Source organism: Paenibacillus sp. sgz302164 (genome assembly GCF_056120505.1).
This window is the reverse complement of record NZ_JBVYOL010000011.1, coordinates 12,624-39,040: the sequence shown is the minus strand read 5'-3', so window position 1 is coordinate 39,040 and position 26,417 is coordinate 12,624. Positions and strand designations below refer to the sequence as shown.

Annotated in this window: 27 protein-coding genes and 1 pseudogene; 9 read left to right on the top strand and 19 right to left on the bottom strand. The window is 43.9% G+C overall.

The genetic code is table 11. The annotated features are described in order from the left end of the window. Nucleotides 1-149: 149 nt before the first annotated feature. A pseudogene (locus AC0LWT_RS19070) lies at nt 150-420 on the top strand (Lrp/AsnC family transcriptional regulator). A gap of 100 nt (nt 421-520) precedes the next feature. On the opposite strand, the gene AC0LWT_RS19065 reads toward AC0LWT_RS19070, so the two are convergent. Continuing rightward, the gene (locus AC0LWT_RS19065; protein ID WP_474683028.1) at nt 521-1,069 is read right to left on the bottom strand and encodes a pyridoxamine 5'-phosphate oxidase family protein; all 549 of its coding nucleotides are present in this window, start codon (nt 1,067-1,069) and stop codon (nt 521-523) included. A gap of 205 nt (nt 1,070-1,274) precedes the next feature. Here AC0LWT_RS19065 and pdxR point away from each other — a divergent pair, with 205 nt between their 5' ends. The 3 genes from pdxR to AC0LWT_RS19050 all read left to right on the top strand — a co-directional run bounded on the left by pdxR (nt 1,275) and on the right by AC0LWT_RS19050 (nt 4,743). Further along, nucleotides 1,275-2,705, top strand: coding sequence for a MocR-like pyridoxine biosynthesis transcription factor PdxR (gene pdxR / locus AC0LWT_RS19060; protein ID WP_474682847.1), 1,431 nt, complete (start codon nt 1,275-1,277; stop codon nt 2,703-2,705). 76 nt (nt 2,706-2,781) lie between these two features. Continuing rightward, complete coding sequence (locus AC0LWT_RS19055; RefSeq protein WP_474682846.1) at nt 2,782-3,804, top strand: helix-turn-helix transcriptional regulator; 1,023 nt, start codon at nt 2,782-2,784, stop codon at nt 3,802-3,804. A gap of 144 nt (nt 3,805-3,948) precedes the next feature. Next, nucleotides 3,949-4,743, top strand: a complete 795-nt coding sequence (locus tag AC0LWT_RS19050; protein ID WP_474682845.1) for an SDR family NAD(P)-dependent oxidoreductase — start codon at nt 3,949-3,951, stop codon at nt 4,741-4,743. A gap of 142 nt (nt 4,744-4,885) precedes the next feature. Here AC0LWT_RS19050 and AC0LWT_RS19045 read toward each other — a convergent pair whose 3' ends face one another. Both AC0LWT_RS19045 and AC0LWT_RS19040 read right to left on the bottom strand, forming a co-directional pair. After that, a complete protein-coding gene (locus AC0LWT_RS19045) occupies nt 4,886-6,445 on the bottom strand; it encodes an S-layer homology domain-containing protein (RefSeq protein WP_474682844.1) in 1,560 nt (519 codons plus the stop codon). A 136-nt stretch (nt 6,446-6,581) separates the two neighbouring features. Further along, nucleotides 6,582-8,705 carry a hemoblobin-interacting domain-containing protein gene (locus AC0LWT_RS19040; RefSeq protein ID WP_474682843.1) on the bottom strand — a complete coding sequence of 708 codons (2,124 nt, stop codon included), beginning with the start codon at nt 8,703-8,705 and terminating at the stop codon, nt 6,582-6,584. 383 nt (nt 8,706-9,088) lie between these two features. On the opposite strand from AC0LWT_RS19040, the gene AC0LWT_RS19035 reads away from it, so the two are divergent. Together AC0LWT_RS19035 and AC0LWT_RS19030 are read left to right on the top strand one after the other, a co-directional pair. Continuing rightward, a complete protein-coding gene (locus AC0LWT_RS19035) occupies nt 9,089-9,466 on the top strand; it encodes a MerR family transcriptional regulator (RefSeq protein WP_474682842.1) in 378 nt (125 codons plus the stop codon). Nucleotides 9,467-9,500: 34 nt separating this feature from the next. Then, a complete protein-coding gene (locus AC0LWT_RS19030; protein WP_474682841.1) occupies nt 9,501-10,265 on the top strand; it encodes an SDR family oxidoreductase in 765 nt (254 codons plus the stop codon). 121 nt (nt 10,266-10,386) lie between these two features. On the opposite strand, the gene AC0LWT_RS19025 is transcribed toward AC0LWT_RS19030, so the two are convergent. Further along, nucleotides 10,387-11,523 (bottom strand): NADH-dependent flavin oxidoreductase, encoded by a 1,137-nt coding sequence (locus AC0LWT_RS19025; protein WP_474682840.1) that lies wholly within the window; start codon nt 11,521-11,523, stop codon nt 10,387-10,389. Nucleotides 11,524-11,897: 374 nt separating this feature from the next. Between AC0LWT_RS19025 and AC0LWT_RS19020 the strand changes: the two genes are divergently transcribed. After that, entirely contained in the window at nt 11,898-12,203 is a 306-nt protein-coding gene (locus AC0LWT_RS19020) for a winged helix-turn-helix transcriptional regulator (RefSeq protein ID WP_474682839.1), read from the top strand. A gap of 205 nt (nt 12,204-12,408) precedes the next feature. On the opposite strand, the gene AC0LWT_RS19015 is transcribed toward AC0LWT_RS19020, so the two are convergent. After that, nucleotides 12,409-13,512 carry a glycosyltransferase gene (locus AC0LWT_RS19015; RefSeq protein ID WP_474682838.1) on the bottom strand — a complete coding sequence of 368 codons (1,104 nt, stop codon included), beginning with the start codon at nt 13,510-13,512 and terminating at the stop codon, nt 12,409-12,411. A gap of 189 nt (nt 13,513-13,701) precedes the next feature. On the opposite strand from AC0LWT_RS19015, the gene AC0LWT_RS19010 reads away from it, so the two are divergent. After that, entirely contained in the window at nt 13,702-14,493 is a 792-nt protein-coding gene (locus tag AC0LWT_RS19010; protein ID WP_474682837.1) for a PIG-L deacetylase family protein, read from the top strand. Between the two features lie 38 nt (nt 14,494-14,531). Here AC0LWT_RS19010 and AC0LWT_RS19005 read toward each other — a convergent pair whose 3' ends face one another. From AC0LWT_RS19005 to AC0LWT_RS18960, 10 genes are all read right to left on the bottom strand, one after another. Further along, entirely contained in the window at nt 14,532-14,942 is a 411-nt protein-coding gene (locus AC0LWT_RS19005) for a hypothetical protein (RefSeq protein WP_474682836.1), read from the bottom strand. A 48-nt stretch (nt 14,943-14,990) separates the two neighbouring features. Continuing rightward, nucleotides 14,991-16,340, bottom strand: coding sequence for a hypothetical protein (locus tag AC0LWT_RS19000; protein WP_474682835.1), 1,350 nt, complete (start codon nt 16,338-16,340; stop codon nt 14,991-14,993). A gap of 568 nt (nt 16,341-16,908) precedes the next feature. Then, nucleotides 16,909-17,241 carry a hypothetical protein gene (locus tag AC0LWT_RS18995; protein ID WP_474682834.1) on the bottom strand — a complete coding sequence of 111 codons (333 nt, stop codon included), beginning with the start codon at nt 17,239-17,241 and terminating at the stop codon, nt 16,909-16,911. A 115-nt stretch (nt 17,242-17,356) separates the two neighbouring features. Beyond that, nucleotides 17,357-17,779 carry a hypothetical protein gene (locus AC0LWT_RS18990; protein WP_474682833.1) on the bottom strand — a complete coding sequence of 141 codons (423 nt, stop codon included), beginning with the start codon at nt 17,777-17,779 and terminating at the stop codon, nt 17,357-17,359. Nucleotides 17,780-18,312: 533 nt separating this feature from the next. Beyond that, the gene (locus AC0LWT_RS18985) at nt 18,313-18,639 is read right to left on the bottom strand and encodes a hypothetical protein (RefSeq protein ID WP_474682832.1); all 327 of its coding nucleotides are present in this window, start codon (nt 18,637-18,639) and stop codon (nt 18,313-18,315) included. A 991-nt stretch (nt 18,640-19,630) separates the two neighbouring features. After that, nucleotides 19,631-20,047: a hypothetical protein gene (locus AC0LWT_RS18980; RefSeq protein WP_474682831.1), complete on the bottom strand. Its 417-nt coding sequence runs from the start codon at nt 20,045-20,047 to the stop codon at nt 19,631-19,633. Nucleotides 20,048-20,152: 105 nt separating this feature from the next. Further along, a complete protein-coding gene (locus AC0LWT_RS18975) occupies nt 20,153-20,311 on the bottom strand; it encodes a GNAT family N-acetyltransferase (RefSeq protein ID WP_474682830.1) in 159 nt (52 codons plus the stop codon). Further along, a complete protein-coding gene (locus tag AC0LWT_RS18970) occupies nt 20,299-20,448 on the bottom strand; it encodes a hypothetical protein (RefSeq protein WP_474682829.1) in 150 nt (49 codons plus the stop codon). The genes AC0LWT_RS18975 and AC0LWT_RS18970 overlap by 13 nt, the downstream gene beginning before the upstream one ends. A 99-nt stretch (nt 20,449-20,547) precedes the next feature. Continuing rightward, on the bottom strand, nt 20,548-20,982 hold the full coding sequence (locus tag AC0LWT_RS18965) for a PaaI family thioesterase (protein ID WP_474682828.1): 435 nt from the start codon (nt 20,980-20,982) through the stop codon (nt 20,548-20,550). Next, entirely contained in the window at nt 20,979-21,920 is a 942-nt protein-coding gene (locus AC0LWT_RS18960) for a DMT family transporter (RefSeq protein WP_474682827.1), read from the bottom strand. Before AC0LWT_RS18960 ends, AC0LWT_RS18965 begins: the two co-directional genes overlap by 4 nt. Nucleotides 21,921-22,108: 188 nt before the next feature. Here AC0LWT_RS18960 and AC0LWT_RS18955 point away from each other — a divergent pair, with 188 nt between their 5' ends. After that, entirely contained in the window at nt 22,109-23,560 is a 1,452-nt protein-coding gene (locus AC0LWT_RS18955; RefSeq protein ID WP_474682826.1) for an aminotransferase-like domain-containing protein, read from the top strand. A gap of 240 nt (nt 23,561-23,800) precedes the next feature. Here AC0LWT_RS18955 and AC0LWT_RS18950 read toward each other — a convergent pair whose 3' ends face one another. From AC0LWT_RS18950 to AC0LWT_RS18935, 4 genes are read right to left on the bottom strand one after another with little or no spacing between them, the layout of a single operon-like run. After that, nucleotides 23,801-24,499, bottom strand: a complete 699-nt coding sequence (locus tag AC0LWT_RS18950; protein WP_474682825.1) for a prenyltransferase/squalene oxidase repeat-containing protein — start codon at nt 24,497-24,499, stop codon at nt 23,801-23,803. 37 nt (nt 24,500-24,536) lie between these two features. After that, nucleotides 24,537-24,752 carry a hypothetical protein gene (locus tag AC0LWT_RS18945; RefSeq protein ID WP_474682824.1) on the bottom strand — a complete coding sequence of 72 codons (216 nt, stop codon included), beginning with the start codon at nt 24,750-24,752 and terminating at the stop codon, nt 24,537-24,539. A 54-nt stretch (nt 24,753-24,806) separates the two neighbouring features. Beyond that, on the bottom strand, nt 24,807-25,841 hold the full coding sequence (locus AC0LWT_RS18940) for a threonine aldolase family protein (RefSeq protein ID WP_474682823.1): 1,035 nt from the start codon (nt 25,839-25,841) through the stop codon (nt 24,807-24,809). After that, on the bottom strand, nt 25,828-26,286 hold the full coding sequence (locus AC0LWT_RS18935; protein WP_474682822.1) for a MarR family winged helix-turn-helix transcriptional regulator: 459 nt from the start codon (nt 26,284-26,286) through the stop codon (nt 25,828-25,830). The genes AC0LWT_RS18940 and AC0LWT_RS18935 overlap by 14 nt, the downstream gene beginning before the upstream one ends. Between the last annotated feature and the right edge of the window lie 131 nt (nt 26,287-26,417).

Below are 26,417 nucleotides of genomic sequence, written 5' to 3'. Positions count from 1 at the left end.
GTTAAAGCCTTGATTACTTTACTATTGTAAGTTTATTATAATTATTAAGTTCAGTGATTTACATAAAGCATTCAAGTTATATCTACCCTAAAACAAAGAAAAACGAGTTAGTTGATGAGAAAATCCTTAAATTTAAAGGAGCGATTTCGATGGACCCTATTGATAAACAAATCCTATATTATCTTCAAAGCCAGGCAAGAATTTCAATGACGGAATTAGGCAAGTGTGTCGGGTTATCGCAACCCGCACAACTATTTATTGAAAGTAATGACTGAGTCCACACGATCACTCGAAGATTTTGGAAATCAATGCGATAAATACGGGACCTACACAATCCTCATCGTAATGTCATCGCCAATCGAAACTAAGTTTCTTATCCCTTCGCTGGAAGAGGCAAGCGTACTTGCCGAGTTAGAATAATGCGGCTCGGCACCATAAACATGCACTGAAGGCCGCCGAAGTAATCGGCGGCTTGGTTATATGCCATTCAACTATCGTTCCGTTAGCTAGTATCTTGTCGTTAAATCTCTCTTCCGACATTCATGACCGTTCTATACATTTTTTCTGCTTCAATTGGACTTTCTTTTGCCGTCATATGGTGCGGAATAACACGGCAAACTTGAACCGGTCCGCCGAACACAGCCGACCTATACTTGTCCACATGCTGCTTCGACAAGGGGCGGTTATAATAGCCGGGTACGTATTTATTGATCATTTCCTGAAGTACATGGGTGGCTTCATCCAAATCTGTGATTGGCTCTGCTTGTCCAAATATTATTACGCTCATATAAGCCGTATCCGTTTTGGCAGGAATCGGATCCGTGATGGTTCCGTATTCCTCACATACTGTAAAACATACCTCTGGATTTTCACTCATGACATGATTACGTCTTCCATCTCCAGCCCCATGAAAATAGAGCTTACCCTCAGTCCATACATAATTAAGCGGTACAACATAGGGGAGGTTTCCATCAACCAACCCAAGATACCCAATTCTCGCTTGGTGAAGGAAACTTTCAATTTTCTCTTGATCCCGGCATTCCCTGTTCTTGTAACGAACCGAATCCATTTCGAAATCTCTCCTTTCACTCATAAGATATTCATCCCACTCCAATTGTCTTAACTCCGATAGTGTTCTAGAGTGTGTCAACGACCAGATTGCAAATACCAGCGTTATTACGGTAGTATATCAATGAATGGATTGTGTTAAAACATCCAAATATCTCAATAATGAACAATCCATAATGATTGGAGCCTATTTGGAGGTGTGTACGATGATGAAAGTAATTCGCAATGATAAGAGACCGATCTGGCAGCAATTGCTTGATCAAGCGATTCATAATATTACTAGCGGAATCTGGGCGCCAGGAGAATTGCTGATTCCTTCCCGCGAACTTGCTCACATGATAGGTGTCTCTCGCTCAACGGTACAAATCGTCTATGAGGAATTGCTAAGTCGAGGCTATACGGTTACATCTCGCCGAGGAGGAACGCGGGTTAGTAAATGGACGCAAATCACAGAGTCAACGAAGAAAATAATAACAGATGGCCCCCTCCCCCCTTCACTTCCCTTGTTGAACTCGGCTGTCGATCATTTACATGACTGGTTCATAGGCAAAGAACAGCGAGAAGTGGATATTGATTTTAGTCCCCATGAACCCTATTTGGATGGAAAATTTCAAAAGAACTGGCGACAATCGCTTTTCCACGCATCCGCTGAAATGGATTTATCAAGTTGGGCTTACGGTAATCCCTATGGTTTCACACCATTGCGTGAGCAAATCCAGCGTTATTTATCACTTGAACGAGGCATCCATATCCAAACAAATCAGATTCTGTTGACCTCCGGAGCTCAGCATAGCATTGACTTAATCGCACAATCGCTTTTATCTGATGGGGACACTGTCTCTGTAGAAGATCCCGGTTTTCCAGCTGCCTGGATGGCGATGAAATATCGGCGTATGAATGTGGTACCCGTTCCCGTTGATGAGTATGGCCTAGTGGTTGAGCAAATTCACCCACAATCCAAACTAATCTTTGCGACCCCTTCGCACCAGTGCGCGGTCGGGGTCGTTATGTCGGAGCCGCGTAGGCAACAATTGCTGCATAAGGCTGCTCAAGAACAATTCTGGATCATTGAAGACGATTATGATAGTGAATTTCGATATCGTGGGGAGCCGCTTCCCACGCTGTTTAGTCAGGAACCTAATAATACCTTGTACCTCATGAGTTTTTCTAAAATGATTGCTCCGGGCATTCGTATTTCGGCTATCGTTGGATCTGTCGAGGCAATTGCTCAACTAGCCAAGGTACAGGAGTTGACTTACCGTCATCTTCCGATTATGGATCAGCTAACACTAACCCACTTCATCAAGAAAGGGCATTTTATGCGCCATATGAGAAGAGTCAGGAATGTGTACCGACGAAGACACGAAGCCATGACAAAGGCTATTATGGCTAGCGGTTTAGGGGAGCGATTCACACTAAGCGGAGTAGAAACGGGATTGCATGTGTTACTTGAAGCTGAAGAATCATATGACGAAGAAACCGTGACTAAGCTTGCTCTACAACAGAGAATACGCGTATACCCTCTTGGACCCTATTGTTTGGAAAGCAAACGAAAGGGATGGGTGTTGGGGTTTGCAAAAGTAGATGAAGCATCTATTGAGCAGGGGATTCATCGTCTTGCGGAGTTGATCTTATAGGGTCATCTTCAACAAGCAAGAGTATTCTTAAGTGTACTTAAAATTCGCCGTAATTGGTTAAAGGAGGCCCATATGTATGAAATCTCATACCTCTGACCGCATTAAAATCCCGCCTGGATTTTGGGCAGGATTACGTCAACTAGGGATTGCCGCCCACGACGTAGCTCGCAAAGCACGACTGCCGCTCACCATTATTACAGAACCAGTTGTTACCACCGTCCAATATTTCGCAATCTGGCAGGCTTATTCCGATCTCATTGGCGACCCTGCCAAAGGAATCATCCAGCTTTCCACCGCCTTTGAAACAGCGAAATACCCACCGACCGTCTTAGCGACTTACCATGCTCGTGACTATCGCGACGCTCTTAACCGAATGGCCCGGTACAAACAACTGTGCCCCCCGGAAAGCTTACGAATCACCGAGGAGGGCGAGCACTGTACAATCGAATTGGAATGGCTGCATACCGAGCAGCCCGGTCCGCCAATGCTGGTTGGTATCACACTGGCATCTCTCTTAGAGCTTGGGCGCCGGGGCACAGGTCAACCTTTGACGGCGCGATCCGTCGAATTTTCGCATGCAATGGGCGATGTACAGGCACTTGAAGCTTACTTCGGGTGCTGTATCCGGATTGGCGCAACATGTAACCGGTTGACGCTTCATCGAAGAGATCTGGACCGCCCCTTTGTCTCGTACAACGAAGAGCTGCTGGAGATCCTGACTCCCGCACTGGACCGCTCGTTGGATGAACAGCAACGCAGCCGTTCAATCACCGAGACGGTCAAGTGGATCATGAAACGCAGCCTAACAGGAGGGCGACCCGACGTTCAGGCTATCGCGAGCGAGTTGGGAATGAGCGATCGTACCTTGCAGCGCCGGCTTACCGACGAAGGCACGAGCTTCAAGCATCTGTTGACACAAGCTCGGCATGAGCAGGCACGGGAGTACTTGGCAGACCCCTCGCTCGATATTAAAGAAGTGGCTTTCTTGATTGGATATGCGGACCAGAACTCGTTTTACCGCGCCTTCCGCTTTTGGGAAGGTGATACTCCTTCAAATTGGCGTTCTGAACATTTCGGAAGGACGGCTATGAATGCCTAACCAATTCTACAGAGAGCTAATATTTACTGAGTTTCATCATTTGGCGGGTTATACAAGAACTTTGGCGCAGTACGCTAGTTACTGAATCATCCAGACAAGGTAATATAATCTCTATCCGGAGTAATTTAAAAGGAGAAATGTTTTATGGATATGGGATTAAGCAATAAAACAGCTTTAGTTACAGGATCAACGAAGGGGATTGGTAAAGCAATTGCCATTGAACTTGCCAAAGAAGGTGTTCATGTACTAATTAATGGACGAGATTACGAAGAGGTAGAACGAACTGTAAATGAAATGAAGTCGGATTTCCCGGCTACCTCTCCTCAAAATGCCACAGCCGATATTGTGGATATTGGGCAAAGAGAAGCTTTATTTGAAAAATACCCCAACATTGATATCTTGGTTAACAATATGGGTATTTATGAAATTATGCAATACGAGGACGTTGACGACGAAATATGGGAAAAATACTTCCGTACTAATGTTCTCGCCGCAAACGGATTATCTAAATTTTATTTACCTAAAATGTTGAAAAATGATTATGGCCGCATGATCTTTATTGCGAGTGAAGAAGCAATTATGCCTTCAGGACAAATGCCTCAATATTGTATGACAAAATCAATGCTGTTATCATTGTCAAAAAGCTTATCTAAATTAACAATAGGAACAGAAGTTACAGTCAATACGATCATGCCAGGACCGACACTCTCCGAAAATGTGCATCAAATCATTGAGGGTATGTACCCTAATGAAGATATGACTTTTTCAGAAAAAGAGAAGAAATTTATGACTACAAACCTGCCTCAATCTGAAATACAGCGATTTATCAAGCCTATTGAAATAGGTAGACTAGCTGCATTTGTATGTAGTCCTTATGCATCCGCATTTAAAGGTTCTCCAATCCGTATGGACGGGGGAATGGTACCGACTATTTATTAACATTTTTCTATTTCCAATCTGACTGCTGCGGGAGAGTCAGGGACAGGATTTACATGAAAAAGCCCGGGATCCCGCGAAATATTTTCGCGCAGATCGACCGGGCTTTGCTTTTGCGTGCAGAATCATTTCAAGTTCATTTACTTTACTTGCTCTTGTAGGCCAACATGTTTAGCAGAACCGTTACAGCCTCTGCTCTTGTCGTTTTATCCGCAGGAACAAATTCGTTCGTACCTTTGCCTTTTATAATGCCAAGTTTTTTCATTGCTGCCACTGCGCCTTTCGCCCACGCCGGAATGTCCTTGTCGTCCGCGAAGCCTGTTGCCGTACTCTCTTCGATAGACTGGCCCAAAGCGTTTGCGATCATCGCTGCCATCTCAGGGCGTGTAATTTCGGCGTTCGGACGGAAAGAGCCGTCCTCATAGCCTTTAATAATGCCTGCTTTTACCGCTTGCGCGACCGCTTTCTGCGCCCAACCCCCGATCTTCGCGGTATCGGAGAACGTCAGCGCCGTTCCTTCTCCTTGCGGCTTCAACGCATTCATCAGCATGACCGCAAATTCCGTGCGTGTCACGGTATGATCCGGCTTAAACGTGCCGTCCGGATAACCGCTGACGACTCCGGTGCTTACCGCTTGCTTGATGCCCGCTTCCGCCCAATGTCCGGATATATCGCTGAAGGTAATCGTTGGCGGCGTATCTGCTGCCGCTTGTCCTACAGCGAATACCGCATACTTCGTAAAGTGATCGACCTTTACGGTGATAGTATTGCCGTTCACCTCGCCGCCAACCTCCACCCAGGACTGCTTCGCTTCGTCATAATAGAAGACGGAGGGCTTCTGATGACCCTTCAAGCTTTTCGGATCGAAGGTAAAGGTCAACGTGACCGGCTTGCTGAAGTTCTCTGCGAAATTTTTCAAAATTTCGAAAACCGGGCTGGTTAGAACATCTTTATTCGTTAGAAGCTTTTGAGTGTCCGACAATTTTTCAATCGTTAATTTCAGTTCTTTGCCTGCAGCATCGGCAGGAATATAGATCGTAACCGCATCGTCCAAACTAACCTCGCCTATTTTACCTGCGGGAAGCGTTAATTTACCGTCCTTTGAGGTAACTTTGTCGCTGCTTTGGGTCGTTGAACCGCCACTGACGCCGCCGCCGCCACCAATGCCGCCTCCTGCCGGTGCGACGCGGTTCACCGCAACCGTATATGGCTTCTTCGATGTCCCGTCCTGCGCTGTCACTACGATGTTGATGAGGTTGATTCCTACGTTCAGATTGATCGCGCCGCTTGCAACCGCTGCACCGTTTATTGTCATGGCAGCGTTGCTATCGGACACGCTGGCCGCTACGGTTATGCTGGATACAGCGTTATCCACACTAGCACTGTAGGAAGTTTTGTCGGGTGCGAACGCAGGAGTCAGCGTACCGCTCGACAGCGTCAGAGCGCTCAAATCCGCATTGCTGCTTAGTGGTGTCGTCGGTGTCGTCGGTGTCTGTGCTATTACATCAAACTGTTTAGTATCCACCTGACCCGCTTGTCCGGCAATAACGGTATAGGTACCTGCCGGCTCATTGCTTCCCAATGTAAAAGAGTCTGAAAATTGTCCGCTCGTTACCTTGGCGATATCATAAAACACCGTGCTGTTGCCGGGACGAAGCACCTGAATAATGACTTCGCTTAAAGTGGTTGTGCCTGATATCGTCACTGAACCGCCCGGTTGCATCGATGAAATGGGATTCACGGAAATCGAAGCGCTGGCTGAAGCAGCGATTGGCACTAACCCCAAGCAAAGACTGAGTATTAAAAGCAAACTAAATGTTCGAAGCTTCATTTTCTCGCCCCTAGTCATTGTCATTGATATAGTCAATCAGTTTTAGATCATATTCGGTTCGCGTCACTTCTGTAGCCAAATTCAAGCCAACATTCGTCGGGTCATTATTAAATTTATTCACCACGAATGCTCGAACGGTATAATTAGGATTCGTTGCAGCGTCTGTTACATTGAAATTGGCTGAATACATTCCTGTATTAACCTGCAAATTAGAAGCTACAATACTAACCGGCGTCGTTCCGTTCATTAATTCGAAAACAACCGATTGCGTTCCTGTAGTAGAATTAGTACCCACATTATTCAATATATTTACCTTGGCCGTAATTCCGTTGTCCGTAGTTACCGCCGGCGCAGTCATATAAAATAGTTCAGACGATTTACTGGCTCGGCCACTAAAATATTTAGTGCTATAGCCATCCGCATTGATCAGTATTTGGTAATTACCTCCTTCTTGAAAAACACCTTTGTTAATCGTAAGCCTGCCTGCAGCCAGAATATATTCTGAACTTTGAAGTGGTCTGGCAGCTCCGCTGTTGGAAATAATTATGTCTCTAACATTGCTTCTCCATTCAGCGTTATCATTGAACAAAAATTCACTTGCTATATCGCTTAAGAAATATCCTGTAATACCAGGCGTGTTATAAGCAATCACTTGGTTAATCGCTGCGTTCCGTGCATTATCGCCCAAATCGCTTAATGCGTTCGCGGCAACTTTTACCCGAACGGTGCCGCTCTTTTTCGCGTCATGAAAGAAAATGCCGATGCCAGTCCCTTGGATAGTCACAACATCCTGCGCGTCCAAAGGAGAGCCGTCAATCGTAATTTGATCTTTTAAGTGCGATACCCCATTAACAATGGTTCGATCCACTAAACCGCCAACCTGCCAGTTCATGCCCATCCTCAACCAACGGCCATCATACGAAATGCTCCCATTTTCGAATATTAACGCTTGACCAGGGTAAAAGTAACCCGCGTTAACATTATTCTTGAGAATGTTCCCGGATGCATCTTTAAAAGAATTCGCATTAAATTGAAACATATATTGATAACCAGTTATCAATGGCGCTGCAAAATGAATGGTTGCCGTTTTACCCGAGAATGTCACAGTTGCATCTGAAGGAATGCTTCTCCACTGCCAGTAGGTAACATTGCCAAAATACTGTATTCCTGCTATAAAACTCGCAGCATCGCTTCGGGCATTCTGCACATCTTTATTAAAAACCAGAGTTAAATCTTGATAACTATTGGTTAAATAGCTGCTTAACAATTTAAGCGCCATCGTATCTTCGGTTATTGCGCCTCCTTGAAGCATAGGGGTTACCGCATTGTCATTAAGAACATTTCCGTCAGTGTCCTTAAGAGCGCCGCCAATTATTTTAATTTGGTTAGTCGCTCCTGAGAGGGCCGTTGCAAAATCGATGACCAGCTTTCCGGAAACAATGGACACCTTATCGTCTGTGGTCAATTCTGTCTCAGTATTCGTATTGGCGCCATCTTTCAACAAGCGAATGTAATTCTTTAAGTTAGAGATTCCCCCGGAATTGGTATTATCAATAACATCTTCATGAAAGCCAATCGTCACTTCGTGATAGTCGCTGCTAATTACTGCGGTTTGGATGACCGGAGGGGTGACATGCAGAGTCAACACATCATTAAGGTTTCCTGCCGCATCCTTCAGCGTGCCGCCGGCGATTTTAATCAGCGTTTTCGTACCTAGTATGACTTTCACTTCATTTTGGGCAACCAAGTAAATTTGAGTTTGACCGGCAGGGCCCGTACCCGGAGGTGATACAACAATCAGTTCCGATAGCGGTACAAAGTTTACTCCGTCAATCGCTATACTCATGTTCTTTTTCAAATAAACAGCATCAGTCACAGTGCTATCAGTCAAAGCATCTGTATTATTAATTGAAATAGCTTCATTAAAGTTCAAATATACATTATTTCCGTTATTAGAAGTAGAACCGATATAAGCAGGCGGGGTAAGATCAGGATTCGGCTGGGCAGATGCAGGTGAAGAAAACGAAGCTAATACCATCAATCCCAGCAATAAATGAATGGAAACCTTTTTCAGCAGCACCGTATTGACCCTGGCCGCTCTGTTTAAATGCTTCATAATACTTGTTATACGCATAGTGCTTCTTTCACTCCTCTTAGTCATATAGGCCTTCTTACAGCTGACAATAAATATCTAAATTTCCACTCCTTTTTGTCAACTTTTGTCGTTCATGTCTAACTTTAAAACTATTTCAACAATAAAAAAATCCCCCATTCGGGGGAGAAAGGCAAAAAAAATGTGGGACTTCGCTCACACAGGTGCCTTAATTCTTTGGCACGCTGCAGTGCCGTTTAACATCGACAACAGCCGGATATCAAAAGAATTGCCAATGCAGCCCGCTAAACGCAGTACTTGACGGGACTCTTCCGGAAATTCAAATTTTTTTGTTGACTTAAACCATGGTTTAAGTCGTATCATATTCCTGTCGGCAATGAAACATAAATTTTGGAGGCCTCCAAATGAAGTATTGTTCAATTAGCGAAGCTGCGGCCAAATTCAATATTCCAGAATCAACGTTACGCTATTATGAAAAAAAAGGACTGTTACCGCTCATCGAGCGTGATGAAGCCGGCAGGCGGTTATTTTCAGAAGATCAACTTACGCTCCTTAAAATCGTTATTTATTTAAAAAACACGCATATGCCAATAAGTGGTATCAAACAATACGTTGATTGGGTAGTAAAAGGAGATAGCACCATTGAACTCCGACTTGAAATGATGAAAAATCACAAACAAGCTGTGCTAGCTGAAATTTCGACGATGACAGAATCCTTAAAAGGAATTGACGTAAAAATTACACGTTATACAAAACGCATTCAGGAAAGAAAAGAAGAATAATGGAATGGTAAAATAACGGAAAAGAGGAATTGTAATGAAACTTTCAGGAAATACAATACTTATTACAGGCGGAAGTGCCGGAATAGGATTAGCTTTTGCTGAGCGTTTTATAAAAGCTGGAAATAAAGTAATTATTTGCGGACGACGCGAAAATGTACTTCAAAATGCGAAAGAAAAATTCCCTAGCCTTATTACTCGTGTAAGTGATTTGGATATGGAATCCGAGCGTACAGCATTATTTGATTGGGTAACAGCGAACTATCCGGAAGTGAACGTGCTAGTTAACAATGCAGGGATCCAACAACGCTTTAATGTGTTAAAAGCGGATGCGAAGAACAATTGGAGTTATTTCAGCAAAGAAATCACAACCAACATGGAAGCACCTTTCCATCTCGCTATGCTATTCGCTCCATTTTTTGCAACAAAAGAAGAGGCGGCTATCATTAACGTAACATCCGGGTTAGCTTTTACACCGTTTGCGATCGCTCCGATTTATTCAGCAACAAAAGCGGCGCTTCATTCATTTACAATGAGTCTAAGACACCAACTTTCCGATACGTCTGTAGAAGTAATTGAAGTTGCTCCTCCGGCGGTGAATACAGATTTAGGTGGAGCGGGGCTGCATACGCAAGGAGAACCGTTAGATGCCTTCGCAGATGGAATTTTTAAAGAACTGGAAGAGGGTAGTAAAAAGGAAATCGGATATGGTACTTCTGCGGATCGCTTACGCATGTCACGGGATGAAGTCGACGAATACACAGAAAAGATGTACAAAGCCACGAAAAACACAATTGAGTAACTACGCTTACGAAGAAATCTTGAAGAGCTAGCGGGTACGATAATTGAATGACTAAAAAAAGCAGGCCAAGACTGTATTGTTCCAGTTTTGGCCTGCTTTTTGTGATGCTCGTGAAACGGGTTTATTCAGCGAGGGGAAACCAGCCGGGAACATGCAGGATCATTTGCCACAACGGTGCGGGAACGACCAGCTTTTGTTGAGCGTCTTTCGTCATCGTCGTGGCGATTTCGGCTTCCCGTCCTTCCATCGTTTTTTCCGCCCAGTCCGGATCTACGACAAGCTCGCGGCCAATCGCAACAAGCGATACACCTGTTTGCAACGCCTTCGCGGCTTCTTCGGGGGTTCGGATGGCGCCGACACCCATGACAGGGACTTTATCACCAACTCGTTCCTGTATAATTTCCATTCGCGAACGGGTATCCTCCGTCCCGCGTCTCGGAGCCGACCAGAAATCGTTCAGGGAAACGTGAAGGTAATCCAGGCCTTTATCCGCCAGCGCATCGATTAATACGAACGTTTCCGCCATCGTAATGCCCGGCGTTTCCGGTTCTTCCGGAGAAAAGCGGTATCCGACAAGGAACGGCTCTTTGGCATGCGCCCGTACCGCTTGCAGGACCTCGTCCACAATCGCCATCGGGAAACGCAACCGATTCTCCACGCTCCCTCCCCAGCGGTCTTCGCGGCGGTTCGTATACGGCGAGAAAAATTGTTGGAGCAAATAGCCGTTGGCTCCGTGAATTTCGATCCCGTCGAAGCCGGCCTCGACGGCTCTTCTCGTCGCCTCGCCGAAATCGCGGATAATCCCTTCGATCTCTTCATTCGAAAGCGGCCGCGGCGTTTTCATCGTCCCGAGACCCAAGCCTTCTGCAGGAGGAACCTCGCTTGCGCCCACGACATCGCCGTCCGGCACGAATTCCGCCGGACACATCCGGCCGCCGTGAAAAATTTGCAATACAGCTTTTGCACCTTTTTCCTTAATTGCCGCCGCAAGGCGTTTCAAGCCTGGAATGAATGTATCGTCATGCACGGAAATCTCACCGGGGAACCCCTTGCCGCTCGAAGAGACATAAGCGCATGCGGTGATGACCATGCCGACTCCCCCAGACCTTCGGGCATAATAACGGATTTCCGCATCCGAGACGCTGTCGTCCGGATTGGCGGACATCGTCGTCATCGGCGCCATCGCCAGACGATTTTTTAGCTTGACACCACTTCTCAAAGTCAAATCCTCGAATAACGGTTGATAATCAGGTCTCATATTTGTTCATTCCCCTTTGTATCGATAATAAACTAACATAGCTAAAGCTGCCAAATCCATGTCGCTATGCACTTTCGCCTTCATTTAAGTGACCGGCACGGCTAATCTTCGTCTTCAAATATTTTTCGTTATACTCAGACATATCCCCCCAATAGGTGAGGGTCTGCCGAAAATCTGTCCTCTCCTCCATTAGTTATTACTAATAAATATATTACTAAAAGTAAGTATTGGCTTAAAAAAATAAACTTGATTAATCTTCCCATTCCCAATACTTACTTTATGTAACATAACTATATAACAGTAATTTAGTTATTTCAAGTAACTTTTGTGTTATACTAATAATAAACTTAATCAGATTAGAGGGATGATCCGTTATGCAAAAACCGAGAACATGCATCGTCACCCAAGCAATGGATATATTAGGTAAAAAATGGGCGATTACCATTTTGCTTCAGTTGCTTTCCGGACCGAAACGTTTCTGCCAACTTGAAGAAGATACAGATGTCAGCGGCCGTCTTCTCTCGGAGCGGTTAAAAGAACTCGAAGCCGCTGGCATGGTCACCCGAACGATTTATCCCGAAGTTCCGCCAAGAGTAGAATACCAATTAACGGAAAAGGGAAAAGATGTGGGGCCGATTATTTCGGATATCTACGGTTGGGCGTCAAAATGGCTGCATTGATGCCTTGTTCGACAACCACATATTGAACCAAGCTTGATCGTCTCGTCTTGCCTCATAACCAAGCGAAGGGCGATCTTCTTTACGTACTGCATGGCTGCTTTCAGATAGTGAAACTAATCCCCTCTTCAGGATTTCGACATGAGCAGCTGCCGCGGCCTGCTGCTCCATTCTTGTGTAACATGCCTCCGGTCTGCTGCGATCATCCTTATGCCGTTTTTATAAATTTTCGGTAAAGTACAATATACTGTCCCCCTACTTTACTTATCGAGAAATCCCTCCTTACCATTTTCGAACTGAATTCACCTAATATCCGTAACCGTTGTGGGTGTTTCAGGAGGAAATTTATATCTTTCACAAGTCTGTTTGCATGGAGAGATATCATGGAACCATGGTCACCAAAATTATAACTTTTCATCCTAGCAATGGAATTGGGTCCAACGATCCCGCAATATCCAGACACTCCAGCTGCGATAACCGGTCTGGCGCATGCCATTGCTTCAAGCGCGACACGACCAGTTCCTACGACGATATCTGCTGCATAATAAGCATTTTGAATCGAAGTCAGTGGTCCCTTAACAAGAATAACTCTTCGTCCAAGACGTTGGTTCACTTTCTGGGCCAACTGTGAAAGCTGTCGTCGAAAAGGACCTGGACCATATAACACTACCGCAAATTTTTTGTTGCTTCGCGCAACCTTTTCAGCAGCCAAGATGACTTTTTGGGCTATCGGATATTTATCCCTTTCGAACCTTGCGGCATAGACTAAAAGCTGAGCATCTTGTGGCAAGCCGAGGGCTTTTCTCCATCTTTTTTTAGGCTGATTGGCCTGAAACTGCTTAGTATTGATTCCGTTCGGAATAAGTTGAATTTTATACGCAGGGATTCCACTCTTCCGTAACCATTGTGACAGCCCCGGAGAAACCGAAACAATTTTTTTGGAGGAAACGACTGAAGCTCTTAGATCGTTCTTCGGTTCATAGGTACTATGCACTGTAACTATAAGGGGAATGCCAGGATGCGCGCGTTGAAAACGATTGGCCAATCTAAGCCTAGTATTAGCATGAATAATGCCGTACTTGTTTCGGTTAACAATCTTGTATAAGCCTTGTATCTGGTTCATCAACTTTTCTTTTTGCATGGGTAGTATATGCACGGATATCCCCATTTTTCGTGCAGCAGAGGTTAGCGGGCCTCCTTTTGTTGCAATCCCGACCCGATTACCTTTAATAAGCAAAAATTTAGATAAGGACAATACATGTGTCTCGGTCCCACCGGTTTTAAGGCGATCAATTAACATCAAGACCTTCACTTCTTCAAACGCCCCCTTCCGCGATTTTCAGTTCTGCTTGCATAGCTTATGCTTTCGGAAACCGATATGACCGGACAAATGATGATTCATATTTATTTTGGTTAAAATGTTACACACAAAGACGATTGACGAATACGATTATCATGAATAGCTTACCACTACTTTGATGAAGGAGACGATTCGTAGCCTATGACGCCTATTACGTTTAAGGATTTGCGGGGTCCCATTTTGATTGTTGCACCACATCCCGATGATGATGTTCTATCCTCCGGAGGAGTCATTCAAAAAGCCATCCGATCCGGCAAACCAGTCCACATTGTTTATTTAACCAATGGCGATGCAAACACAGATTCCATCCGAAATTTCCTTCATGCACCACCTATTCCGGCCTCTTTTCGCAGACTTGGGCGCATTCGGCATTTGGAAGCTCTTAGAGCGGAAGCATTTTTAGGCGTTCCATCAAATAGGTTATACTTTTTCGGGTTTCCAGATGCTCATTCACTCCCTATAGCTAAAAGTACAAATGAAAACCAAGTGTTTCGCTCTCCTGTTACGTTATGGGACCGTGCCAGATATTCATTTTCCTTTCATAGAAATGCACCTTATACAAGAAAAACAGCTATTTCTTTATTTACGGGAATTCTTAAAAAAGTAAAACCTAAAACGATCATTGTAAATCGAGCAGATGATACACATCCAGACCATCGGGCAGCCAGAATTTTCCTAATGGACGCACTCCGGCGTACGAGAATGAAACCTCTTATCCTTAGCTACTTGATCCACTTTCCGAAATGGCCGTCATTTAAGGGAGCCTTTGTGCCGCCAGTAAGATTAAATACTCGAAATGTACGCGCCCTTTCCTTATCGGCATTGGAGCAAAGAAAGAATCTGCAGGCATTCCGATTATACCGTTCCCAATTTCATGCTCATGATCGTATCTCAAGACTTATACGACAAAAGGAAATATTTTGGTTGGGTTAACTTCCTAAATATTTGGACAGGACAGAAGTGTTAGAGATTCAATTCCATCGCCTCTTGGCATTCGCGAGACTCTTTCTTGTTCTTATGATCATTGCTATTAATAGCAGTATATTAAATATTAGAAATGAGTTGATCCCATAATACAAGTAAGTTAATTTCATTCTCTCGAGCCATTCACTCACCAAATAACCGGAAACGGCATTTTTCTTTACATGTGCTTCTAATTGAGTGTATGAATCAAACTTTGTAGTATTAATTAGTGGAACTTCTATCCCATTTGTTATAGCAAGAGGCGGATAAAATTCAACCCAAACTTTATTAGTCCAACGATCTGTTTTGTATTTCATGTCACCTTCATAGTTGTTGTAATTCCATCGGAAGCTTGCAAACACATTTAGCAAAACAATACAAATAATAAGGATAAACAACGTTAGCTTTCTTTTATCCAAATTATTCCCCTCCTAATTGCATGCACAATGACATCGGTATCCAAATTATTATTTCAGCGAAGCAATCGAATCGACTTCGAGCTTAACGTTTGCGTAGTGTTTCAAACTTCCGGAGATGACACATTCGAATGTAAAAGGCGTCCCTTTACCGGGATTAGCAGCATCGGTAATCAGTTCAAGCGGCACCGTCCCCATCAATTGACCCTTCTGATCTGTGAAGGTGATTCGTCCTTTCACTTGATTCGCTCCCTTCGCATCAAGCTCATACTGCCCATTGACGATGCTGAATTCTCCGTCCTGTCTCACGCTTACATTTCCAATCCGTAATTTCGGCTGCGCAGGATCGGCGATGTCCATCGCTGTAGAAGCATCAAGTTCAGGGTCTTTTTTATCGGACATTCTAGTGATCTGTATCGTTGCGTAAACATACCCTTGATTCAAACTGCCATCCACCAATATATCCACTGATTTCGAATCAGCGCCGTTTAGCTCAGCGCCACCTGTTCTGGAGGTAGCAACTCGCTCTCCCTTTCCATTATAAAAATTGATCTTGAAATCGACGCTCATAGCTTCCTTCACCGCACGCCACTTCGGTCCAAGCTTTATGTCTACAGTCATATGTGTCAGCTTAGGATCTTTTTCATCTATGTACCTGTAACCAAAGTTGACTTCAAGATTGTGGTGCGCATCCACCGCATCCGCCTCGTACAGCTTAAACCAGACAGGCCCTAGCCAGGAATCGATTCGATGCCACTCGCGCCATACTTCTTTGACCTCTACAGTTTGCGCTGATAGACTGGAGCCTGTTTCCAAACCATAAGGATATCGCATCAGCGGCGTGAGATTCAACAGTTCCACTTCCTCCTGAACCTCTCTTACCCCTTCTAAAAAAGGATACGTAGGACGAACCCATTTGTCCCCGGACCTTGTTTCGATCAAATAATGTTCATCCCATTTCGCTTTCGTTGTTACAATTTGAGGCGCCAATTGCCCGCCGGTTGGCTCTGACAGCAAAGGATCGTTATAGAGCCGTTCGACCCGGCTGAGATCTAGTTTCGTCGCCAACGGCTGCGGATTCCCCAGCAAAGCCCGGTTGGGAGCAATCCACCGATCGCCAAGCCATGTGGGGATTAAGTAAATGGGTCTTCTGTAGCCTTCGCCATGCCCCCATCGAACCTCCCTCGTCTTAAGAATTTTCACCGTCTGTGGCCCTAGCAGTCCTATCTCTTTCCGTTGATCATCATATAAGGGGCTATCTTCCAGTATAGTAATCGTATCCTCACCTGGATGAGGAAGATCTAAGACGGTGGATTCCGCATAGGCAACGTTCGCCCTCCATTCGCCACTCGTACACAGAAAACAGCTGATTGTTAAAGCTAACGCCAATTTTTTTCGCATCGTTTGCTGCACCTCCGTTACTTGCTATCAGATCATCTGCTTAAAATCTGTGGCATACCCCTAATGATTGCTGGCTACACAATATATACCCCAATAAATGGGAAAAGTTTTATAATACTTATAGTAACTTTCGCACTTCGGACAATATGGCGCATGAGTCATCCAAACACCTGCTTAACAGCGTAGAGAGAATCACCCGTTATAGGAGCACGATTGCCTGGCTGCGCGGAGAAAGCCTGCAAAAATACATCTTTTTGCTCTGTAAGGCACTTGCAAAGTAAAATTCCTGCAATTGCGCGGGCTTTTTGGTGTCCAGATGAGCCTAGGCCCGTTTGAGTCGAAAATTCCTGCACATTTGCAGGCTTTTCTCAAAAACGAACCGCTTTTTCCGAAAAAGCCTGCACTTTCGCAGGTTTTTTGTTTAGCCAAGCCGCTTCATGATCGGCTGCACACTTTTGAGCAGTTCGATTCGCTGGGCACGCAACATGTCTCTAAAAATTATTCTGTTTCGCCGACAAGCTTAGCAATCGATCAGTTGTAAGCGCTTAAAAAGGTCCGCTTAACTGCTTTAATTTTTTGTCATCTCGAGTTTATCTACAATCCAACCTAAATCATCTATTAAATAGAAATTATATCTTTGGATACCTCTGTCCTCTTCGTTTTTAAAATTACAATCGCATTCAACCAAATAGATACGATTTCTAAAATTTCTTTCTTTTAAATTAACACTTATAATCTTATATTCATTGGTATTGGATCTCAAATATTGTTCAATTGAAGCTTCCGGACTAGAATCAATATGACTTGTATCTTTGAATAATTTTATAATGTTCACAGAATAAGCAATGGAAATAATCATGAAAAAACTAAGGAGTGCTAATTTAATCTTTGTTGACTTCATAATTACCACCTTATGATAACCTGGATCTGACTTCCAAAGAACCCCACAATATCTTATGCCCACAACAATGTCGTTTGTTACGCTATGCTACCCGTTAGTATTCATCTACTAAGCTCTAAACAATTGTAGCACAGTATCCTGTTTTCTTACCTTTTTCAATTGCCTCGATATAGCCATCAAAATAATATGATATCTCATCTTCTTTACCATTCTTAATTCTGCATCTTACTTTATCGAATGCAAATATTGAGATTGAATATTCCGGCTCGCCAGTAACTAAAACAGGTTGGTCTCTATCTTGTGCCCAAAAGTACTGGCCGCCATAATTCCTTCTTGCCACTTCGAAAATGTAACTTCCAGCCATAGAAGAAACTGAATCCAGTTCATCATTATCTAATTTATACTCACGTAACTCTTCTAGAATATCGTCTATTTTTCGTAGACTTTGCACACTAAAATCAAAATGTCCTTTATCAGAAAAATTATTTGTAAAGCTTTCTGCCGTTGATATTATGTCTTGTTCTAATCGACTTTTCATAAATTCTAAGCTCCTTAATAGGCTGCCTATCTTGCTGGCAACCTGCAGTGATTGTACTATAGTATCCGTTAGTCACAATGGAGATGCTTAATGGAAATTGGGGTCAATCCTCTACGTTTCCTATCGTTATTTGACCAGTTCCCTTCACCATAAAGTCGGAATGCAAGATCTCGGAATATTTCTGCCACCTCATTGAATCCGTCATGTCGATATGCGTAAAATACTTCCCTAAAACTTGTATTGCGGTGCCCAAAGTGAAGAAATAGCTTCGTTTTCAACAACTGATTATCATCGTTGTATTGACTAACTGTAATTAAATAGTCTCCATGAAAATATGTAATTCTTAAACGACAGTTTTCATTCTTAAAGGGTATTTCTTTATCTAAAAGAGCAGGTAACAAGCTATCATCCCCTGAGTTGAAGTTACTGTATTTCCATACTACATGTGAATTGCATTAAACTCCCATTACTTCAATTAAAAAAGGAGCTCCATCACTATCGTATCCGTTACAGTTTTCAGGATATGAGGTTAATCAAAAAGCCCACCTATGGTCGGGAGGCAAGCATTCATCACATAGTAATTTATTATTGTGAACCGCTCCGCTGTCTAATCCAAAAATTGAATTGTTTTTTTCCATGTCTGTTGTCCAACAACCACAATTCGCGCATCTACCGCAATTCATAATATCTGGATTCAAAACCTTGAATGAAGATTGGTTCCATTTTAGGAACACTTTCTCGCCAGCAGACTCTAATGTTCGATTCTCGCACAATTGATTTTCGATTCCTTTGGAAAGTTCATATACATCTTCATCTATTTCGACATAGTAACTGACATTAACTAAAAGGGTTTTCTTCATACACACCTCACTGGCATTTTTCTTTATCGCACCCTCTGTTCACTTTCTCAAATAATGTTCTGTAATGATCTAATCCGAAATCCCTTTCAAGACCACTTAGGAATTCGTGAAGTAATTCAACAAACCTCCCATCACTTCAACGCTCAGGAGCAGTCGCCGCGGCGCCTGCTCCAGTTGTAGTTATTTCACTATCGTCTCCCGTTAGAATGGGTAACTAAACTCATCCAAAATTTTATAATAGAAACCTTGAAAGGCATGAAGCTATCCGATCCATAAAATGGTACCTTCTGTTTTAAAGGCAAATGGTAATTCTTTAGTAAGCAAATCAATTCTAGTGACCATATATTCCAAATCATTATTCCTAAGATTAGATTGTGCCCATATTCTCAAAATTTCTAGCTCTAAAAGTGTAGATTCCAACTGGTCTTTTCTTAATTCTATTCCATTCTTGAAAGTGTAATTATCCTCATACCTTCTTTAGTAATAATTCAATTGATTCGCCGAAGTGATTAAGCGATCCTGCCCATAACTAGGCTTCCGATTCATGCCGGTAGCCCTGTTATATTGTTTTAATGAACTACCGTGTCTCCCATTGGTTTTAAAAAGTAATTAATCTTTGATTAATTTGTCTTGTCAAATCAAAGTTCGTTCTGTATTAATTGAATTATCCTTTTAATGCGTCTTTTGCTGTATTTACTACATAAATGGGAAGCAGACTTCTCCATTTCCCAATCTTCCATCCTCAGATTTTTCTCAATCACTAAAACTTCGTTAAGAAGCTTCTTTTTATTTTCGTCTGATTCCAACTCACCAAATAACTTAATTAGATCTGTATCTGACAACTGTAGCACATCACGATATTGATCCATAAAATATAAAAAAGTGGGTATCTTCACTTCTTCACCCTCAAATAAATTCTTGCTTTGGTGAACGCATCTACATCCATATTTTAACACGATTTATTGAAGATAACTGCCCGTCCCTTAACCATTCATCGAACCCAATTAGCTATTGTCTCATCTTGCTTTAGGTCGTTCCTCTTATAATAATAGACCGTTCTTTTTACATAGGTAACATCTGAGGAAACAAGAAAAAACTTGTGCTTATAGACCTTATCCTCAAGACATATGACAATCCCTTCGTGATACCCGTATGACCAATCGCCAAGTTGTTTGGATTCTTCCACGGTTGCTAAACGAATTGTATCAATCATAAACAGATTAAGCGGACAAGAGATAAACGAAACTTCGTGGAAGTTAATCTCGATATTGTGATAATAGCTAAAATCAAAGCTGCCTGCCAGAACAACATTCCCTGCATGGTCGGTACTAATTACATAAAAATCACCGATATTCATTTCGTCAATGTGTTGCTGTATTTCTTTTAGCCTATCACTAATGGTCTCCATCAATTTCGTCTCCTCTTCTCACAACCAATACCATATTAATGTAATATTAGCATAATCCTCGTATCTTCTTTCAAGCTAAACTGCTCGTTAGCACAACGCGGCTGCCTAATTATGCTGGTAGCCGCGTCGTAATTGTGCCCATTCCTTTGCCTTGTTTAGCAAGGCGGTTCCTATTCCTTTTCCTCTGCTATTTTCTAATACAATAAGTCTGTCGATAGAAGCAAAATAAGATTCTTCGCTTGTTCTTAATCTTATATGCCCCAAGCATTTTCCTCCGGAATAGTATAAGAAAATTTCGGTATAAGTTTCCCTATGACCAAGAAAGGATAATCTTTGCGTTCGTAGTCATCTTTATTATCAAATATCATTTCAACAATTGCAATTCCTTTACATTTCTCCAAAATATCTCTCCCTTCATGCTGGACCTTTTTATATATTCAAAAATATTCTAATTTCATAAGCAGCCATCGCCGCTCGTTTCATGGGCATGTCCTGCGGGCCTACCTGCCTTGCGCCTTATCGCCCCTTAATGTCATACAAGTGCTTGAGGCATGAGCGATGAGTTTACCGTTCTCGTCAGTAATATTGCATTGGATGAACCCGATGGTTTGTCCCCGCTTATACAGCGCAGCATGGGCTTTTATTTTGGCGTTCCACACAGGTCTAAAAAAGTTTACTTTCATCTCGATCGTGGTGAAGGTTTCGTCTTTTTGCAAGGTAGAGCCGTAGGCAATGCCCATGGCCATGTCAGCGAGAATGCCGATGATGCCGCCGTTGCATGTGCCTTGCGGATTCGCGTGTTGTTCCGAAGCCTGCATTTCATACGCAGCCTCGCCATCTTCTACGCTAATTAGCTTCAGTCCCATAAGGCGCTCAACGGGAGACTGCTCCAATTCTCCGTTCAGTACTTTCCGATAATGCTCAAGAATGGTCATTTTGCATATTCACCTGCTTTTTTCCTTTGTCTCTGAATCAAATTATTCATCACCAGCGCGATGATCACGATGAAGGTCCCTGCAAACTGCAACCTTCCGACTTCAACGCCCTGGAGGGCACTGATCGTGACTGTCGTAACAGGGACGATGTTCATAAATAGCATGCCGTTCTCCGGCTTCAAAATTTTATTGCCGACGTTCCACGTGAACACGGCAAGTACGCCTGCGATCAAGATCATATACAGCAGTTCCGACCCTGTGCTTCCGATCCTCTCCACGCTTGGCATCGTCAAGGCTCCGAAAACCGTTGCCGACAGCACGATTACAATATTCATCAAGGATCCGAAGCACGTTGTCAAAGCGGTGTAGCGAAGCGGCGACCAGCCTGCAAATTGACTGCCACCCATCGTATAAATGACCCAGCATAGAGCACCGAGCATAATCAACAGACTGGCGCCAATATGCTCTTTGGTTTGAACGATTAGGGAGGGATCTCCATTTGTTATGACTAGCAGTGCGCCTGAAAGCGCAATGAAAATTGAAATAAAAGTAGACAGCTTGGGTTTACTTTTATTCATAGCCCAATTTACGCACGTCGTCACTAGTGGCATTAACGCCATGATAACGGAGGCAATGATTGCGCCTGACGGTCCGCTGAGCTGTTGTCCGACAAAGGTAAGAAAACCGAAGCCCGAAAACCCTGCAGCGCCAAAAAACAATAACTTCCACGATTTCCCCTCCAATCGGAGCACGTTCTTCCCTTCGAAAACGATCAGCATTCCCAGAAGAATGAGGCCAGCACATATGTAGCGAATCGTTGTGAAATAGAACGGATCGAGAACCTTCAAAGCAACTTGCATGACGGGAAACATGCCTCCCCACGCCAACACAGGAATCAAACAATAGGCGATACCCGTTAGTAAAGTGTTTCTGTTCATTCCTAAAACCTTCTTTCATGAGCTATGTGGATTTTCCGGCAGAATTGATCAGCCTCCTTATTTTCCATCATAAACGAAGGTGAATAGAACAGATCGAGTGGACCAGAACAGAAGGCGGGAATTTCCTGTATAATTGAGACACACGCGCAAGTGCGTATTTCGGGTTAATGGGCTTGGGGGCAAAACATATGAAAAAAACAGTTCTTTCAAGCGGATATGCAGGCAAACTGTTTGAACAAATCTATGACTATATTCTGGATCGGATCCGTCGCGGAGAATGGAAGCCGCATGAAAAGCTTCCCTCCATCCGCTCGCTGGCGATGGAATTCAATGTGCATCGACTGACGGTCTTTAAAGCTTATCAGCTGCTGAAGGAGAATCGGATCGTCGAAGCAAAGGACAAATCCGGCTATTATGTGAGACCGGACAGCAGTCTTCCTGTAGATTCGCTGAATAATCCGATCATTTCCGCTTACGTACATGAAAGCCATCTTTCTGAAATCCATCAGGTGCAGGCTGAATATGTACTGTCGAGATCGCTGCTTGACCCGAACCTGCTCCCCAATCTTTATTTTTCGGAATATGTGAAGCAAGTGTTCGATTTGTATCCCAAAATGCTCGGCACCTACTTTACCGCGCAAGGAGACCAGGAGCTGCGGGATGCGTTGTGCCGTTACTTTACCGATTGCCATAGGTTTCACTTGTCTGCAGACGAATTGTTGATCACTTGCGGATCGCAGGAGGCCATGGATTTGGTTGCCAGAGCACTGGTCAAGCCGAGAGATGCCGTTATGTTGGAGCGTCCTACCTACAGCACGGCGATTGATATTTTCAGAAGACAAGGCGCAGCTATCGTTCCGGTCGAGATCCACCCGTACGGCTACGATCTGGAGCAGGTAGAGAAGCTGATGCAAGCCTACAAGCCGCGGCTGTTTTATCTAAATCCCACCTTTCAAAGTCCAACAGGCTATATCGTACCCGCCGAACAAAGGAAAAGGCTCGTTGAGCTTGCCGAGCGGTATCAATGTCTGCTATTAGAGGACGATCCTTACCGCGACATTTATTTTGGCGAAGAGCCCCCACTGCCTCTTTTTGCTTACGATACGGCAGGATGGGTCATTTATCTTCGCAGCTTCAGCAAATATATCGCTCCCGGCCTCGGCATCGCCATCGCTGCGTGCCGCCCTTCCATCATGAACTACCTGATAAAAGCCAAATTGTTGTCGGACAGCGGGACGCCTTTGGTGAATCAGAAAATTTTTCTGCATTATTTTTTCTCCGAGCGGCTGCAGCAGCATATGGAGAAGCTTCGCATTGCGCTTGCGGTCCGCAAGGATATCGTAGAACAGGAATTATCCACTACCGACTGGCAGTGGAACTCCCCTGCAGGCGGATTCAACTTATGGGTGAAGCTTCCGGAAACGGTGGAGATTGAACGTTTACTCAGTACATGCATCAAGCAATCAATCACCTTTGTGCCCGGAGCGATTTGCGATCCGCTCAAGGAGTACAAATCATGGATACGCCTCAGCTATTCCTATCTGAATGAGCAGCTATTGAGAGAAGGCATCCAGAGGCTTGTCGAATTGGCAGACGGGGACAGCGGTTCACCTAAGAGAAACAATAACAATTTAATATAATGAATCCATTAAGTTTTTTCCATACAACTTCTCTAAAATTATGACCACCTACTTTTTTAATGGTTCCTTAATTTCTTATCCTATATCTTGGGAATTCGTGAAGTTATTCAACAAACCTCCCATCACTTCAACGATCTGGAGCAGGTCGCCGCGGCGCCTGCTCCAGTTGTAGTTATTTCACTATTGTATCCGTTAGCATAATCCTCTAACTTCATCAAGGATACCCTAGTCTCGTATTCTCTAGTGCCGTGTTGAATACCAGTCTAGTACTCGTAAGGCGCGGAGAGTGTTCCAGCGGCTAGGCTCGCCTTCCACATCTTCCATGTCGAAGTGAACTCGATCAGGATGAGAGTTCTCGAGCGGCCATTTCCCGTCTTGGTCTTGTTTCTTCGCCACCAGACCGACGGCCTCGGTGACCCGTTCATCGGGTTCGACACCGGCACTGCGTAAGTAATCCAGACCTCGCAGCACGTCGTAATGCCACGTGGTCGGGAACGAGAAACGTGTCCAATTTGGATCGATCACCTCGCCTGATGATAGGGACCTCAACATGCGACGCTCCAGAAGGTACTCTTGTGCCCGGACACGGGCTTCGGTCACCACAGCAGTTTCACCCTTAGCCTTCTCGTATTCTAATAGTCCTTCCAGGACACAGATGGTGCTGTGGAACGAGGAACGTCGACTTTGAGGTGCGTCGCAATTCCAGCCTCCGTCCTCAAGCTGCTCACCGAGGAGTCGATCAACTAGCCGATCGCTTGCCTCTCCGAAGTAGGCCCCCACTCCAAGAATCCAACCATTGACACAGGGTTCGGTCTCGCCATCGAAGTAGGGTCGGCCACCCATTTGCCGCGGCCAGGTGATGTGGTCACGCACGAGGCCGATCAATCTGCGGGCGTCCTCACCCGACGGATCCAAACCCATGTCCTTTAAAAGCAGCAAAGTGTAGCTCGTGCAAAGCCAGTTCCGAGCGTCGGCGTCAACCCCAGTTGCCCTCGGAAGATTGCAGGTCGAGAACCCGGGCGCCCCAACCTTCCGAAGCAATCCGCGACCGCTCTGCGGCAACAATGCCATCGGGCTCTTCGGTTAGGTCACGCATCACCTGCCAACGGATCGAAGGGTCCGCATCAAGCAGCCACTCTATTACTGATTTCTTTGGTTTCGTGATTTGCCATTCGGGATTTTTCGTTGTCATCTAATGGTTCCTCCTTACTTTGGTCAAGAGATGGCGTACGTCACCAATCACCTATTATAATGCCTTAATATCCCCTACCAGCTTTTCGACATTTTCCTTTTTTGTAGCCCAACTGGTACAGAATCTCACGACACTGTGGTTATCGTTGAATTTTTCCCAAATGGAAAAAGAATACTTTTTGGCCAATTCCTTTAACATATCATTCGGCAAAATGGGAAACTGTTGATTTGTTTTGGAATCATATCGGAATGAAAAACCCTTTTCAACAAATGCCTCTCGAATCATCATCGCCATTTCTACGGCATGGTTAGAAATTTCATAATATAAGCCATCTTCAAACAAGGTTTCAAACTGAATCCCCAATAATCTTCCCTTAGCCAGTAATCCTCCCTTTTGCTTGATCAAATACCGAAAATCTCTTTTAAGATCATCGTTTATAATGACTACTGCTTCCCCAAACAATAATCCAATTTTTGTTCCCCCGATATAGAACACATCACAAAGTCTGGCTATATCTGCCAAGGATAAATCGCTGTCTTTTGAAACTAGACCATAACCTAATCTTGCGCCATCCATAACCAATGGCAAACCGCATTCCCGACAAATTTTGCTTAATTGCTCCAATTCGGATTTACTATAAGTCGTTCCATTCTCGGTAGGGTTTGAAATGTAAACCAAGCCTGGCTGTACCGTATGCTCATGAGTGACATCATTCCAATGAGCGTCATAAATTTCTTTTACCTGTCCAGCTTGAATTTTTCCATCCTCACTCGGTAAAGTAATCACTTTATGTCCGGTAGACTCAATTGCTCCCGTTTCATGTACAGCTATATGACCCGTAATTGCTGCAACCGCACCTTGGTGTGGGCGCAATATGGAAGCGATAATAGTCGTATTCGTTTGTGTTCCTCCAACTAAAAAGTGTATATCTGCATTCTCTGCACCACACGCTTTTCTAATATAAGTCCTGGCTTTTTCACAGTATTCATCCGTACCATATCCAGGTGTCTGCTCTTCATTGGTTTCCCATAAACGTTGCAAAATTCGCTTATGAGCACCCTCTGCATAATCATTATCAAATCGAATCATCCTCTATCCTCTCCAACCTATCCAATTTTTTCTGAATAAACAACATGGAAGCATGTATATCTTTAATTTCTCTTTGTGATAAACCTTGCATTAATCTCACTATTTGCTCATCTGATCTTTCATTCAGCTGCTTAAATAGATCGGTTCCTTTGGGGGTCAATCGAATCAGACTCGTCCTGCTGTCTAAGGGTGAATTTTCCTTAATAAGGAGTCCGTCTTTACTAAGCTTGGCAATAATTCTGCTCATGTAGCTGCGATCAATTTCCAGTTTTTCAACCAAATTGTTTGCTATACACGGCTCCACGAAACCAATCTCTAAAATTACCCGAGCCTCTGTTAAAGAATATCCGGTATCCAACACATGCATATCCAAAACACCGAGTATATTCGTGTAAAACCGGTTGAATTTTCGTATATCTGCAATAATATTTTCATTAAGGTTCATGGCGGTCCTCCTTTTTAGTGGACTTAGTCAACAATTAATATAGTTTATTTAGTGGACTACGTCAACATTATTTGTTCCGGTTATTGAAAGTGCGAATAGTCGAGTTGAAATGGTAATATAATCCATTGATG